The sequence below is a fragment of the Streptomyces sp. ISL-87 genome, assembly GCF_018614095.1.
GTDB lineage: Bacteria > Actinomycetota > Actinomycetes > Streptomycetales > Streptomycetaceae > Streptomyces.
This window is the reverse complement of record NZ_JAGGOY010000061.1, coordinates 39,906-53,490: the sequence shown is the minus strand read 5'-3', so window position 1 is coordinate 53,490 and position 13,585 is coordinate 39,906. Positions and strand designations below refer to the sequence as shown.

10 protein-coding genes and 1 pseudogene are annotated in these 13,585 nt (G+C 76.2%); 9 read left to right on the top strand and 2 right to left on the bottom strand.

The features are described 5' to 3' along the window. The first annotated feature begins 59 nt into the window (after positions 1 to 59). The 5 genes and pseudogenes from J7I97_RS39635 to J7I97_RS38760 all read left to right on the top strand — a co-directional run. Positions 60 to 809 (top strand): hypothetical protein, encoded by a 750-nt coding sequence (locus J7I97_RS39635; protein WP_214937581.1) that lies wholly within the window; start codon positions 60 to 62, stop codon positions 807 to 809. 124 nt (positions 810 to 933) lie between these two features. Next, on the top strand, positions 934 to 2,286 hold the full coding sequence (locus J7I97_RS22155) for a cytochrome P450 (protein WP_214937579.1): 1,353 nt from the start codon (positions 934 to 936) through the stop codon (positions 2,284 to 2,286). A gap of 64 nt (positions 2,287 to 2,350) precedes the next feature. Further along, the gene (locus J7I97_RS22150) at positions 2,351 to 3,073 is read left to right on the top strand and encodes a hypothetical protein (RefSeq protein ID WP_214937577.1); all 723 of its coding nucleotides are present in this window, start codon (positions 2,351 to 2,353) and stop codon (positions 3,071 to 3,073) included. Next, a complete protein-coding gene (locus tag J7I97_RS22145) occupies positions 3,070 to 3,360 on the top strand; it encodes a hypothetical protein (RefSeq protein WP_214937575.1) in 291 nt (96 codons plus the stop codon). The genes J7I97_RS22150 and J7I97_RS22145 overlap by 4 nt, the downstream gene beginning before the upstream one ends. A 110-nt stretch (positions 3,361 to 3,470) precedes the next feature. Beyond that, positions 3,471 to 3,628: pseudogene (locus J7I97_RS38760) on the top strand (GntR family transcriptional regulator); the annotation flags it as partial. Positions 3,629 to 3,664: 36 nt separating this feature from the next. Here the strand turns inward: J7I97_RS38760 and J7I97_RS22140 are convergent. Beyond that, a complete protein-coding gene (locus tag J7I97_RS22140) occupies positions 3,665 to 4,759 on the bottom strand; it encodes a MerR family transcriptional regulator (protein WP_214937573.1) in 1,095 nt (364 codons plus the stop codon). A gap of 211 nt (positions 4,760 to 4,970) precedes the next feature. Between J7I97_RS22140 and J7I97_RS22135 the strand changes: the two genes are divergently transcribed. The 4 genes from J7I97_RS22135 to J7I97_RS39630 are packed head-to-tail and all read left to right on the top strand — an operon-like array spanning position 4,971 to position 11,620. Continuing rightward, the gene (locus J7I97_RS22135; RefSeq protein WP_251050995.1) at positions 4,971 to 6,185 is read left to right on the top strand and encodes a hypothetical protein; all 1,215 of its coding nucleotides are present in this window, start codon (positions 4,971 to 4,973) and stop codon (positions 6,183 to 6,185) included. Continuing rightward, positions 6,182 to 6,856, top strand: a complete 675-nt coding sequence (locus J7I97_RS22130; RefSeq protein ID WP_214937571.1) for a hypothetical protein — start codon at positions 6,182 to 6,184, stop codon at positions 6,854 to 6,856. The genes J7I97_RS22135 and J7I97_RS22130 overlap by 4 nt, the downstream gene beginning before the upstream one ends. 3 nt (positions 6,857 to 6,859) lie before the next feature. Further along, positions 6,860 to 7,513 carry an RES family NAD+ phosphorylase gene (locus J7I97_RS22125; protein ID WP_214937569.1) on the top strand — a complete coding sequence of 218 codons (654 nt, stop codon included), beginning with the start codon at positions 6,860 to 6,862 and terminating at the stop codon, positions 7,511 to 7,513. A 15-nt stretch (positions 7,514 to 7,528) separates the two neighbouring features. Beyond that, positions 7,529 to 11,620 (top strand): CHAT domain-containing protein, encoded by a 4,092-nt coding sequence (locus tag J7I97_RS39630; RefSeq protein ID WP_285441108.1) that lies wholly within the window; start codon positions 7,529 to 7,531, stop codon positions 11,618 to 11,620. On the opposite strand, the gene J7I97_RS22115 is transcribed toward J7I97_RS39630, so the two are convergent. Then, positions 11,601 to 13,535, bottom strand: a complete 1,935-nt coding sequence (locus tag J7I97_RS22115; protein WP_214937567.1) for a caspase family protein — start codon at positions 13,533 to 13,535, stop codon at positions 11,601 to 11,603. The two genes, J7I97_RS39630 and J7I97_RS22115, sit on opposite strands and share 20 nt — an antisense overlap. Between the last annotated feature and the right edge of the window lie 50 nt (positions 13,536 to 13,585).

The following is a 13,585-nucleotide window of genomic DNA, read 5'->3' as shown; positions in this document are numbered from 1 at the left end:
CGGCGACTTCGCCGCGACGTGCCCGGGACGCCTGTCGGGCGTCGTTAGCGTGGCCGACTATGACGCTTCACAGCGACCAGGCCGTGCACGCGCTGCTGCGGTCCGCCGATCCGGGAGCCGTCTGGGCGGTCGGGGGACCCGGGGGCGTCGGCACGGGGTCGGCCGACGGTGACGCCGACCTCGACGTCAGCGGGCTCGCGGCCGTGCTGGCGCTCTGGCCGGTCATCGGGAGCCTCGTCGCCGATGGCGAGCTCGCCCTCCACACGCCGCTCTCCGCGTTCGGCGGCGCGGCCGGGGCCGGGCTCCCCGCCGGTACCACCGCCCACCACCTGCTCACCCACACAGGCGGGCCGCCCGCCCTCACCCGGCTCGCCGAACACCTCTGCGGCGGCACGCTCGCCGAGTACGCCGCCGCCCGGATCTGGCACCCGCTCGGCATGGCCCGTACCCGGTTCACCGCCGAAGGGACGCTGTACGCGCCCCGCGCCGACCTCGCGCGTTTCCTGAGCCACCTCCTCTCCCCGGCGGACCACCCGATCACCCGAGCCTGGACGGCCGAGTCCCTGCGGATCCGCACCGGCGAGCTCACCCCCGCACGCGGCCTGCTCTGGCACCCGGGGCCGCACGGCGTCTGGTGCCACCCCGCCCCGGCCGGCCCGGCGGGCCCCGCCCTCTGGGTCTCGCCCCGGCACGGCCGATGGGCGTACCTCCTCCCGGCCGGCCCCGGGCCCCCGCTCCGCGCGGCCTTCCGTGAGGCCGTCTTCGCCGGACCCTCGGAGCGCGAACCCTCCAAGATCGACGTACGGTGAGCCAATCGTCACCGACCGTTGATTTCCGGCTGTGCGGAGGTATACGGATGTGCACGGTCCACGAGGCCGCCCCCCAGGCAGCGCCCCATGCCGCGCCCCATGCCGCCGTCCCGGCGGTCCCGGCATGACGGCGGCGCCACGAACGACCGGTTCCGGCACCAGCCGCCCGGCCGCCAGCCCCGATGTGCCGCCGGCCCGGGCGGGCCGCGCCGAGGCCGCCCGATTCGTCGCCGCCCGTACCGTGCCCGGATTCGCCCGCCCGCGCGCGATGCGGGCGTACGCCGCCACCCTGCGCGCCCTGCGCGCACGTCACGGCGGCGCGCCCGTCCTCGTACGCGGGCTGTCCGGGACGGTTCTCGTCCTCCTGGACCCGCAGGACATGCGGCAGTTCTACGCCGAACCCGTGAGCTGCCCCGCCCCGGACGCGCAGGACCCGCAGGCCCCGCAGGACCCGCCCGACCGGCCCGACCCGCCCGACCCGCACAAGAGCCTCATCCGGCGCGACCACGAACGGCGCGAGGAGCAGCGGCGGATCAACGACCAGGTGCTGGCCGCGGGAGCCCCCGTACACCCCTCGTGCGGGCCGTTCCTCGGCGTCATCGCCGAGGAGGCCCGCCATCTGACGGCGGCCGACACCCTCCGACTCGCCCGCGCCCGGCGCGCGGTGGCGCGGACCGGCCGGCGGATCGTGCTCGGCGACGCGGCCGCCGGGGACGAGGAACTCGCCGGGTGGCTCAGCCGGCTGCGGGGCGCGGGCAACTGGCCGGGACTGCGCAAGGCCCGGGGCCGCGCGGCCCGCACCGTCTACGACCGGACCACCGCGCGGATCGCGGAGTACGCCGCCCGCGCCGAGCCGCACACCCTCGTCGGGCGGGCCCGCGGGCACGCCGACCCCGCCGGTCAGGCGTACCACTGGCTGCTGGCCATGGACACCGTCCCCGGGACGCTGCTGCGCACCCTGCTGCTCCTCGGCGCCCACCCCGCCGAGCAGGACACCGCCGCCGCCGAGGCCCGCGCCGCCGGGCCCCGCGCGGGTGGCGCCGCACTGGGGGAGCTGCCCCGGCTGCGGGCCTGCGTACGGGAATCCCTGCGCCTGTACCCAGTGGTGCCCGACCTGATCCGGGTCACCCGCGCCGAGACCGAGTGGCGCGGTGTGCGCTACCCGGCCGGCACATCCGTACTGCTGCCCGCCCTGTTCCATCAGCGGGACCCGGAACACGTGCCCGCCGCGCACGTCTTCGTGCCGGGCCGATGGACGACCCCCGGTGCGGACCGGGACATCCGGATGGCCCCCTTCAGCCACGGCGCCGGCCGCTGCCCCGGTGACCAACTGGGGCTGCTGGTCACCGCCGCGCTCTGCGCCGAGGTGCTGCGCGGCCACCGGGTCGCGGGCGGCCGGCCGGTGCTCGACCCGCCGGGGCCGCTGCCCGCGACGCTGGACCCGCAGGGCATCCGGCTCACGCTGACCCGCCGCTGACCCGCCCTGACCCGCCCTGACCCGCCGCCGACCTGACGCCGACTTGACGACCCGCGAGGATCCCATGTCCGACGCCCCGACCTCCCTCCCCGCCGAGCCCGACCTCGGCCAGTTCGACGTCGTGTGCCGGGAGCTCGCCGAGGCCGCCGACGCCGTCGCAGAGGCGGCCCGCCACGCCTCCGAACTGGCGCTCGGCGTCCGCCTGCCGGCCGCCGCCCTCGGTCGCGGCGGCCGCCGCCGCCTCGCCTGGCGGACCCTGCTGCGCACCCTCACCGACCCGGCGGGTCTGGGCTGGGCCCCGCGCGGCCGGGGCGCGGCCCGGGCCGGACGGCTCGCCGGGGTGCTCGCCGGCCGGGAGAGCCTCGCGATCAGCATCGCCGTCTGCGGTCTGAAGGCGCGGATCCGGGCCGCCCGCGCGGGCCGCCCGGAGCTGCGCGGCGACCCGGACGCCGCCGCGATCCTCCAGGCCGTGGACGAGGGCCGGCAGGGCGCCGCGGTCCGTATGTTCCGCGAGTTGATGCGAGCCCGGGGCGCCGAGCACGCCTTCGGGATGCTGGCCCCGTCCTTCGCCGACATCCTGGCCTGGAACGCGCTGACCGACGGGAATCCCTTCAACGACCACGCCGGCTGGCAGGTCGCCACCGGACGGGCCGTGACCGCCGAACCGCTCCTCGGCCTCGGCGCCGCCTTCTGGGCCTTCCTCGACCGAGGGCCGGGCCGCGCCCGCCCCGTCGCACCGGACGACACCGCCGTCCGCGTGCCCTTCGCTCCCGGGAGGAGCCTGTGAGCCGTCGTCTGCCCGCCGTCCCGTGGCTGCGCCCCCACCCCCGCCCGCGCCTGTTCCCGGGCCGGCACCCGCACCCGCAACCGCACCCGGGCCCGGCCGACGGCCTGCGCACCCACTCCACCGCCCTGCGCTCGCACGCCGAGCGGCTGCGGCTCGCTGCCCGCGCACTGGACTGGCAGGGCCCGCAGGCGGACGCCTTCCGCGCCGAGGTCGAGGCCCTCGCCGACCGGTGCGCCACGGCGGCGAACGGTCTCGCCCTCGGCGCCGCACAACTCGACGAAGAGTGAAGGCCACCCCGCCCGCGATCGGCGCGGCCCCGCACGCCCCGTCATGGACGGCGTCCCTAGAGCACCGGTGACAGCAGCAGGACGAAGCCCAGGCCGCCACCGAGATGCACACCCAGCACGCGGTGATGTTCGACGGCCCCGTCCGGCCGCCCTCACGCTCCACGTACAGGTGGCCGAGGCCGTACGGGAAGGCGACGCGGCCCGGGCCGAGGCGCTGACCCGGCAGATCGCGGTGGGGGCACTGGAGGAGCTCGACGTACTCGCTCCGTGCCGGCGCCCGCTTTCCGCTTCCGGGCTACGGGAGCTACAGGGACTGCGGGGACGGGAGGGGGACGGGCATGACGAGCGTCGTGAAACTGCCCTGGTCGGCGGAGCGGACCAGCACCGGCCGGGTTGCCTCGGAGGTCTCCAGTAGGACGTCCGGGCCGACGCTGACCTCCAGGGCCGACGCCAGCACCGCCGGGTCGAACCCGATCCGCACCGGCTCCGACTCCCCGCGTACGGCGGCCGGCGAAGCCGTCGCACCCGTGCCGTCGGCCCGGCCCACCAGGAGCCGGTCGCGGCCCAGTTCCAGGGTGACGGCGGCGGTGTCCCCGCAGTCGTGGAGCGCGGTGATCAGCGCGGCCCGGTCCACGACCACCCGGTGAGCAGGCGCGGCGAGGGCGGCGAGCATGTTCCGGTAGGCGGGGAAGACCCCGCGTGCGGCAGGCACCTCGCGGGAGCCGCCCGGGTGCCGGACCGCGAGCGGGGCCCTCTCCGGGCCGGCCGTCAGGGTCACCTCGGCGGCGCGCGCCGCCCACGCCCCCAGCGCGACGAGGGTGTCGGCGTCGATCAGCACGCTGCCCTCCGGTCCGGTCAGGGAGGCGGGACGCAGGGTGCGCAGGGAGAGCCGGTACTGATCGGTGGCCACGAAGCGGATCTCGTCCTCGTCGAACTCCATGAGCACGCAGCCCAGGACCGGGTGCGCGGGGTCGCGCCCGGCAGCGGGCGCCACCTGCCGGACCGCGCTCGCCAACTCGGCTCCGCCGAGGGTGAATTCGGTGCGGGCCGGGCCGCCGGGCAGGCCGCCCAGCACGGCCCTGATCGCCGCGTCGGCGGCCCGCCCGCCCTCCCGTACCGCCACCCGGTGCCGTTCCAGTACTCCCCGGGCCTGCTCGGCGGGCCCGTCCAGCACGGCGACCACGTCCGGCAGCGCCAGCCCGGCCTCGCGCAGACCGCGCAGGAGCACGGCCCGGGCCTCCTGGGCGGCGGTGTAGTAGCGGTAGCCGGTGGCGCCGTCCACGTGCGCGGGGAGGAGCACGCGGCAGTCGTCGTAGAAACGCAGGGCGCTGGGCGCGAGTCCGACCCGGCCGCCGAAAGTGCTGATGCTCATCAGTTCAGATGCAGTGGTGTCGTCCATGGCTGCGATTGTCGACTTTCATCCCACTTGAAGGTCAACTCGGTCCGCGCCCCCCCCGGGCCGTGCCCCGGCGAACCGGCCGGAATCCGCCCGGAATCCGACCCGTCGCGCCCACCGGACGACCGGACTGCGCCCCGGTGGGAGCGGAGCATGGTGGAAGAGGGCCGGATCTGGCTTGTAGGGGCCGCGCGGGCGGTGCGATCCTTCCGCCATGTCGCTCACACAACTGCCCGATCACGGGGCGGTCCTCGCGGAGGTGAGGGAAGTGCGGCGGGCCGGGATCGTCCGACTGCGTGAGCTCAGGCTTCCTGTGCTCACCGAAATGTCGGTCGGCCCGGGGGAGGGGAGCCCCGGAGAGCCGCACTTCCCCGCCGTCGAGCGGCTGCTGCGCACGGCTGTGGCCGAAATGGGCGGCGGGACTCTTCAGGAGGCCGCCGAGTACAGCCTCGGGCTGGCCAGGGGGACCCGGGACTGGCCGCCCGCCGACCGGCGCCGCAGGGCCGCCCAGGTCTACGGCGTCAGCGTGGAACGATTCCGCAAGCACCAGGAGCTGATGGTTCTCGGCCAGGTCGCCGAACAGCTCGTACGCCTCGCCGCCGGTGCTTCCGCCGCTGGTTCCGCCGGTGGTTCCGGGGGCGGTTCAGTGGCCGCCGGCACGGCGGCCGCCGGCGCGTCCTCCTCCCCGGGCCCGCGCCAACTGGCGCCCAGCCACCACGAGATACCGGTCCGGGCCGGCGGGCGGGACCGCCGCGTCACCCTGCACGTGCACGCCGTCGACCTGCTGCGCGACATCGACGTGGTGGTCTCCCCGTCCAACACCCACCTCGCCCTGCCCGAGCCGTACAAGTCCTCCGTCGCCGCCTCCCTGCGCCGGGCCGGCGCGCTCCGCGATCCGGCCGGGCGGCTGGTCGAGGACCGGATCCACGACGAACTACGGGCCTGGACCGACCGGTTCTCACCGCCCGGGCTGCCCGTCGCAGCCGGTACGGTCGCCGCCACCGGGTCCGGCGCCCTGGAGTGGCAGGGCATCCGCCGCATCTACCATGCCGCGGTCGCGGTTCCGCGTCCCGGAACCAACGACTACGACGTGCTGCCCGTCGACGTCACCCGGGCCGTCACCCGTGTCTTCGCCCTGCTCGCCGAGGAGAACGACCGGTCCGCGGCCGCCGGGCGGCCGCCGCTCAGGTCGCTGTGCCTGCCCTTGCTCGGCGCGGGACGCGGCGGCCTCACCGCCACCGAGAGCTTCGGCGCCCTCTGGGCCGCGGTCGAGGCCGAACTGGCGCGTGGCGGCGACTGGGACGTCCACTTCCTGGTGCGGCGACCCGAACGCGCCTTGCTGGTAGCTGAGTTGCTGGCCACCACAGTGGATGCGGTAGAGCGCGGAGCGTCAGCAGACACAGTCCCGTTGAACGGAAACCCGACGTGACGAACCCCGGCAACCCCGGCAACCCCGGGAACCCCTACGCGCGGCTGGCCGCGGCGGCCGCCGAGTGGGACGAGCTGCACCCCCGGCTCGCCCCGGCCGCCCTGGATCGACTCGCCCTTCTCCTCGCCGCGTTACGGACGGCCGACGGCGAGGCGGCGGAACGCGCCGCGCTGCTGGCCGCCAGGCTGCTGGGGGAGCAGCTGCCCGACCGGTTCCCCGGCGAGAGCCGGCTCGCCGCGGCCCCGGAAGCCCCCGCCGCCGGACACCTCGGCTTCAGCGCCGACGACCTGGCCGTGCTCGTCCTCGACGGCCACCGCATGGTCGGTCCCGTCCTCGGCGAGGTCCGGGACCGGCTGCTCGCCGCCCCCTCCGTCGGCGACGCGGAAGCCCTGGAGGGCGGCTGCGACCCGTACGCCCCCGGCCTGATCCGGTTGCACGGCGCCGGTGGCCTCGTCCGCCTCCCCGCCTTCCAGTTCACCGCCGACGGCCGGCCCCGCGCCGTGGTCCTGGAGGTGAACGCACTGCTGGACGCGGACCACGATCCCTGGGCCGCGGCGGACTGGTGGCTCTCGCCGAACGTGTGGCTGGACGACACACCGGCACGGCTGCTGGGTACGCCGCAGCAGCAACGCCTCGTCACAGCGGCCCAGTTCCTCATCGAGGGGGAGTAGTACGTGCCCAACTACCGTCCCCCCGCCGAGCCGGCCGGCACCCCGGCCAAGGTGACCCTCGCCGCGGAGACCCGCCTCTACCGGGTGCACTCGGCCCGCCGCGGCGGCGACTCCTTCAACCCCGTGCCCTCCCACTGTCTGTACGGCGGCGGGCGGTTCGACTCCACCGCCTGCGACCCGTACGGCCATCTCTACGCCGGGCTCACCCCCGAGGCCGCGGTCAGCGAGAGCGTGCTGCACTCGCTCCCCTTCGATCCGGCTGGCGGGGCGCGCCTGGTGCCCCGGGTGGCCGTCACGGGCCGTCGGCTCTCCGTGCTCCGGCTCACGGCCGCCGTCGATGTGGTGTCGCTCGTCACGGGCCAGGACCTGGCGGCCGTCCACCAGGACAGCTGGCTGGTGCAGGCGGAGGCCCGCGACTACCCGTACACCAGGGACTGGGCGCACTGGATCCGCAGCCACACCGATCCCTGGGCGCAGGGTTTCCTCTGGTCCTCCAAACGCGAGCCGGGCGAGCGGGCCCTGGTCCTGTTCGCTGACCGCTGCCCGCCCGGTGTGCTGGCCGAAACCGGTGACGCGCCGGTCGACTTCGCCACCCCCGACGGGCGGCGGTGGCTCGACGAGGCCCTGCTGCCGTACCACGCGCGCCTCGCGCCCTGAGCCACAGGAGTGCCGTTGTCCCAGCCCGAGAGGTCCCAGCCCGGGGAGTCCCACCCCGAGAGGCCCCACCCCGAGGAGTCCCACCCCGAGGATCCCGCCGCCTGGCGGACCGAGCGCGACGATGCCATGGCCGCGCTCACCACCCTGCCCGCCGGCGACCCGCGCGCCCGGGAACTGTGCGGACGGGCCGGTGAGCTGAGCTACCTGTTGTACCGGGAGCAGGAGGACCCGGAGGATCTGGCCCTCGCCGCCGAGGCATTCGCCCACGCCTTCCGGGGGCGGGGCGAAGGCTCCCCGGGATCCGGCCGGCCGCTGTGGCAGATCATGTACGGCCACATCCTGGCCCTGCGCTACGACGAGGCGCCCGACCCGGACCTGCTGGCCGAGGTCCACGAGCTGCTGGCCCGGGGGCTGTCGGCGTTACCGGAGGATCCGGACTTCGAGGGCGCCGCCCTGCTGGCCCGCCGGCTGCTCGCCGTCACCGCCAAGCTCCGCTACCTGGCGGCGGAGGACGACAGGGAGCTCCTCGACGAGGCCCTGCACCGCAACCTGAGCGCCCTCGACGACATCGACGGAGCCGACCCCGACCTCCAGGAGACCCTCGGCTACCTCTGGCTCCGGCACGGCGTTCTCGGCGGCGGGGCGGCCTCGTACGCCCATTCCGCCCGGTACTACGGCGCGGTGCTCGCGGAGCCCGGCCCCGCCAGCGACCTTCCGCTGGTCCGCCACAGCCGGGCCATGTCCCTGACCTTCCAGGGATACACGGAAACCGACCGGCGCCTGCTGGAGGAGGCGCGCGAGGAGAGCGCCGCCGCGCTGGCCGACGCCCGCGGCCGGGGCGGCGACCCGCCTGAGTGGCGGCGCGACGCGGAACTGCGGATCACCTTCATCCGGACCGTCATCGCCGTCACCTGGGACGACGAGGCCCAGGGCGCCCTCGCCGAGGCGGACCTCGCCGTCATGGCCGCCGCCCCGCAGGACATGGACGCGCTGGCCGAGTCCCAGCTCGACGTGTTCGGACGGCTCCTCAGCCTGCGCGGTATCGCCCAGGACAGTCCGAAGCTGCTGGACCACGGCATCGAGCTGCTCACCCGGGCGCTGGACCGGTGGCAGCCCGAGCGGGACGGCAAACCCACCCGGCCCGCGCTGGCCCTCGCCGTGGCGCAGTCCATGCGCCATGACTCGGCGGCCGACCCGGAACGGCTGCGCGCCGCCGTACGGGCCCTGCGCCTGGCGCTCGCCGACGAGGAACTCACCGGGGAGGAGCGGGACCACGGGCTGATGCTCCTCATGGACGCCCAGCGCCAACTGCCCGGCGACGGCCCGACCGATGTTCCGGTGGAGGAAGTGGCCCGCCTGGACCGGGAGTTCCGCGCCAGTGTCATGGAAGGCAACCCGCTCGACTTCGGGACCGACAACCGTCTCCTCGCCGACACCCCCGAAGCCCGGGCCCGTTGGGAGCTGCGCTTCGCCCCCGTGTTCGAGCAGTGGCGCGCGACGGAACCGGACGGCTTGCGGCGGGCCGAGGGCGCCGCCCAGCTCCTCGTCACGATGTCCATGCTGGACCCGCACCGGGACCGCCTGGGCGAGGCCCGGGAGGAGGAGCTGACGCAGAGTGTCCTGCGGTACTGCGAGGACCACCCGGAATGGCGGGGGCGGGGGTACGCGGCCCTCGGCGGCTGGCGGCTGAACCAGGGGATGGCCGGCTCGGCGGCCCGGCTGGCCGAGGCCCAGGCGTACTTCGCGGCAGCCCGGGAGGCCGGGGGAGACCGCGCCTGGACGAGCTACGGCGAACGCATGGCGGCCGGGATGCACGAGCAGCTGACCGGAATCACCGGCGGTTTCGCCACCGCCGTGGAGGACTGGGCGGAAATGCGGGAGGCCCTGGGCCTGTCCCCGCGCCTCCAGGCCATGTGGGTGTGCCAGCAGGCGTCCGCTCAAACCATCGTCGCCGCGAAGCGCGGCGACCTGGCCGCCGCCGACAGCGGGCTCGCCGAGGTCGCCGAGGCCGTCTCAGCGCTGCCGCGCGACGACCCGGCCTTCATCGAGGTCTGGACCCAGTGGGAGACCGCCCGCCTGGCCCGGGAGGACCTGGCCGACCGGGTCGGAGCCCCCGCTTCGCGGCCGCCCGCTGCCCGGCCCTCGATCGCCGAACTGAAGCGCATGGCCGCCACGTATCCCCGGCAGGACCGGGCCGACCTCCTCGGCAACAACGCCCTGGCCCGCTCGCGCGACGCCCTCCGCGCCCACGACATCCCGCGGGTGCGGGGGGTGCTCGCGCTGACGGAGGAGGCGTGCGCACTGAGCGCCGAAGGCAGCGACCCCTGGATGCGGTTCTCCGCCGAAGCGGGGCACCTGTACTACGGCCTCGCGATGAACGCCCCCGACCCCCGCTCCCGGGAACGGGCCCAGGACCTGGAACGCTCCATCACCCTCCTACAGCGCGCCGTCGACGCCATGGGGGGACCCGAGCACCGGCTGTGGGCCTTCACCGCCTTCCCGCTCGGCTGCGCCTACCGCGCACGCGGCAACGCGGCCCGCGGCGACCGTGAGGCCGCCCGCCGGTACGGCATCGACTCCCTGCGCGGCTACGTCTGGGCCGCACTGCTCCAGTCCGGCACCCACGACGCCGCCGAAGCGGCCCGGATGGCCGGTGAGAACTCCGAGGAGGTGGTCCGCTGGTGCCTGGCCGACGGCTGCCTCGAAGAGGCGGTGCAGGCCCTCGACGCCTGCCGCGGGCTGGTCCTGCACGCGGCCACGACCAGTCGGTCCGTCCCCGAACTGCTCGCCGCGGCGGACCGGGAGGACCTCGCCGAACGCTGGCGCCGTGCGAGCGCGGAGGCGGACTCCGTCCCCAGCGCCCTGCGCCGCGAAGTCATCGCGGCCCTCACCGGCGAAGGGGGCACCCTGCTCGACCCGCCCGGCGCCGCCGAGATCGGCGAACGGCTGCGCGCCCTGCGCAAGGACGCCCTCGTCTACCTCGTACCCGCGTCCTTGTACGGTCCCGGCAGCGCCCTCGTCGTCACCGCCCAGGGCGACATCCACGCCGTACCCCTGCCCCGGCTCACCGAGGACGCGGCGCCCCTGCGGGAGTACGCGCCCGGCGGGCGCACCGGCCGCGACCTGGGGCCCGTACCCGGCTGGGAGGCGCCGGCGTCGGCGCCCGCGCCGGTCCCCGCGCCGGTCCCCGCGCCGCTGCGCGAGCAACTCGACCGGCTCTGCTCCTGGGCCTGGTACGCCGCCGTCCGCCCGCTGTTCGACCTCTTCGCCGTACCCGACCGGCCCGGCCGGGTTGCCCGGCTGGTCCTGCTGCCCATGGGCGCACTGGGCCTCGTCCCGTGGCACGCCGCCTGGAACGACGACGGAACCGGCCGCCGCCGCCACGCGATCGAGGAGGCGGAGATCTCGTACGCCCCCTCCGCGCGCCTGCTCTGCGAGGTCGCCGCCCGGCCCCCCGCCCCGCACACCGCGACCGCCCTGATCGTCGGCAATCCGACGGGCGACCTGCACTACGCGGGCGAGGAGGCCGACGCCGTGCACCGTGCCTTCTACCCGGACGGGCGCCTCCTCGGCCTGAGCACCGGCGACGGAACCCCGCAGGAGGTCGCCGAATGGCTGCGGCGGGACAGCGACGACGGCGCCGTGCTGCACCTCGCCTGCCACGGCACCGTGGCCGAGAACCGGCCCCGGAGCTCCTATCTCTCCCTCAAGGGAGGCGAGTTGACGGCGGAGGAGCTCACCGACTCACTCCCGGGCCGGCTGGGGCTCGTCGTCCTCGCGGCCTGCCGCAGCCAGGTCTCGGGGCGCGGGCACAACGAGGCGTACAGCCTGGCCTCGGCCTTCCTGGTGGCGGGGACCCGCTCCGTCATCGGCTCGCTGTGGCCGGTCCCGGACGAGGCGACCTCTGTCCTGATGTTCATGACCCACCACTTCCTGCGCCGCGAGCAGGAGCCGCCGGCCCGGGCGCTGCGCCGCGCCCAGCTGTGGGTGCTGGATCCGGCCCGTACCGTACCCGCGGAGCTGCCACCGGTCCTGGCCGAGCGGCTGGCGGACCTGGATCCGCGGGACCTCAGCGCGTGGGCGGGCTTCACCCACCTGGGGCAGTGACGGGGCGGCCGGTGTCCGGGGCCGTCCCCCCGTCCGGGACCACCGTGCGCAGCGCGACCGTGCGCGTGGCCCACTGCCCCGGCGCGGCCGGGCGCGCCGGACCGAGGTCCCGGCCGCCGGCCGGCCCCGGACGGCCGGTCAGCCGCAGCAGGCCGTCGACCGGCGGACCGGACCGGTCCCGGGGGCCGTCGGGGTCCCAGGAGGCCAGGTGGAACGGCACGGTGTTCAACTCGCCCTCCGCCACGATCAGTTTGAGCCAGTCGCGGGCGCAGGCCCCGGGCCGGGCGGGCCGGGAAGGAGGCAGGCTCAGCTGCACGGGCGCCCCGTCGAGGGCGTACCCGGTGCCGCCGGGCCCGATGAACTGGCCGGGGAACAGGGCGGATCCGGCGCCGAAGCGGTCGTTGAGGTCCAGCAGTACGCACCAGAGCGGGCGGTCCCCGGTGTTGCGCAGCCGCACCGACACCCACGGCTCGCGCGGGCCGTCGTACGCCCGGACGATCTCCCCGTTGCCGTCCGGTACGAGTGGCCGTGCGTCCTCGTCCCCCCACGGCAGGACCTCCACCCGGACGTGCCCGCCGAGCGGCGAGAGCCCCGAGCTGAGATCGCGGATCCGGTACCACTGCGCGAGCCGGGTCAGGCAGTCGGTGAGGCGGGCCGCGTCCGCCGCTCCGCCCAGCGGCAGCGGAGCCACGTACGGCGACCCGTCGCGCCGCAGTACGTGCGCCCGCGCGTCCCGTACCTCCACGCGGAACAGCAGCGCCGCCCGCTCGGCCTCGGCGGAGCCCTCCGCGGCCACGCGCAACAGCGGCGAGTCGGGCCGCGGGGCCGCGCCCTCCCCGGAGACCACCACGGCCGCCGGGGGCAGGGCGAGGGCGGACAGGGCCACCGGATGCACCGAGCCGGGCTCCGGAACCCAGCCGTGCGGATCGACCAGCGTGCGGTCCGCCGCCACCGACCGGGCCCGCACGACGCCCCGCGCCGCGGCGAACTCGGTGCCCGCCTCCCCGGTCAGCCCGTGCACCCGCCCGCAGTCGACCTCCCAGCCGTCCGGGCCCTCCCGCAGCAGATGTGGGCTCGGCGTCCGGGCCGCACCGCCCAGCAGCGGCCGGTCCGCGAGCCCGCCCGGCTCGGCCGGGAACAGCACCGGATGCTGGCCGTCCAGCAGCCGCCGCACCCGGGCATGCGCCTCGGCGAGCAACTCCCGGGCGCTCACGGCCGGCCCGGCCCGGCGCAGCGCGTCGACCAGGGCGTACGAGAACACCCCGTGCACGTCAGCGCCGTCCGCGCCGTCGGCGCCGTCCGCGCCGCCCGCGGGCTGCGCAGAGCGGAAAGGGCGCTCGTACGACAGCTGCCCGAGCCGGCTCGCCGCCAGGAGTACGTGCGCCGGCCGGGTGTCGGGCCCGCTCGCGTCCCGCGACACCGCCGGAGGGCGCCAGCCGGGCAGCGGGGGCAGGTACCGGGCGCCGCCCCGTTCCTCCCGGGTGGCGCCCCCGGAGAAGCAGCAGTCCAGCACCGCCACCACATGGGCGCCGCCCGCCGCCGCCCCGTCCAGCAGGGCGCCCAGCCGCTTGTCGGGCAGCGGTCCGTCGGCGCACACCAGCGCCTGGCAGCGGCCCGTCGGCTCGGCCGCCAGCTCCTGCGGCGTGCGCGCCGCGTACTCCGTACCGTGCCCGGAGAACCAGAGCAGTGCGGTGTCCTCGGGCCCGGCCTGCCCCAAGTGCGTGCGGATCGCCGCCTCCACGGCGTTGGCCGTCGCCGCGCCGTTCAGCAGCGTCCGCACCAGCAGCCGGCCCGCCGCCCGGCGCTCCAGTTCGGCGCGGGCGGCGGCGACGTCGTTCAGACACCCGCGAAGATCTGCGCGGGCGGCGCTCCCGTACTCGTTGATGCCCACCAGCAGGGCGTAAACCTTCCCCATGGCGCAAGTCTCGCAGCGGATCGGGCGGCCCGACCGGCCGGAAACCGGTC